Genomic DNA, 209 nt, shown 5'->3' on the forward strand with positions numbered 1-209 from the left:
ATCCATCGACATACAAAGTAAAGTTAATGGATGAATACAAGTTACGTTAGATGACATATCAATTTGCCATTTGCAGGTTTGACATTCAGATATAACGTAATCAAATCCACCCTCGTCAAACCTGATAATATTGTGTACACTCCGTTGGTAAAAGAACTTGCACAATATAATGTGGAACTGCATCCTTACACCGTGCGTAAAGATGCACT

1 pseudogene is annotated in these 209 nt (G+C 36.8%); it reads left to right on the plus strand.

Annotation, left to right across the window (positions count from 1 at the left end):
- Window positions 1-114: 114 nt before the first annotated feature.
- Window positions 115-209 (plus strand): annotated as a pseudogene (locus tag HMPREF2813_RS10040) (glycerophosphodiester phosphodiesterase); the annotation flags it as partial.

The organism is Haemophilus sp. HMSC066A11 (assembly GCF_001811665.1).
Lineage (GTDB): Bacteria > Pseudomonadota > Gammaproteobacteria > Enterobacterales > Pasteurellaceae > Haemophilus > Haemophilus influenzae.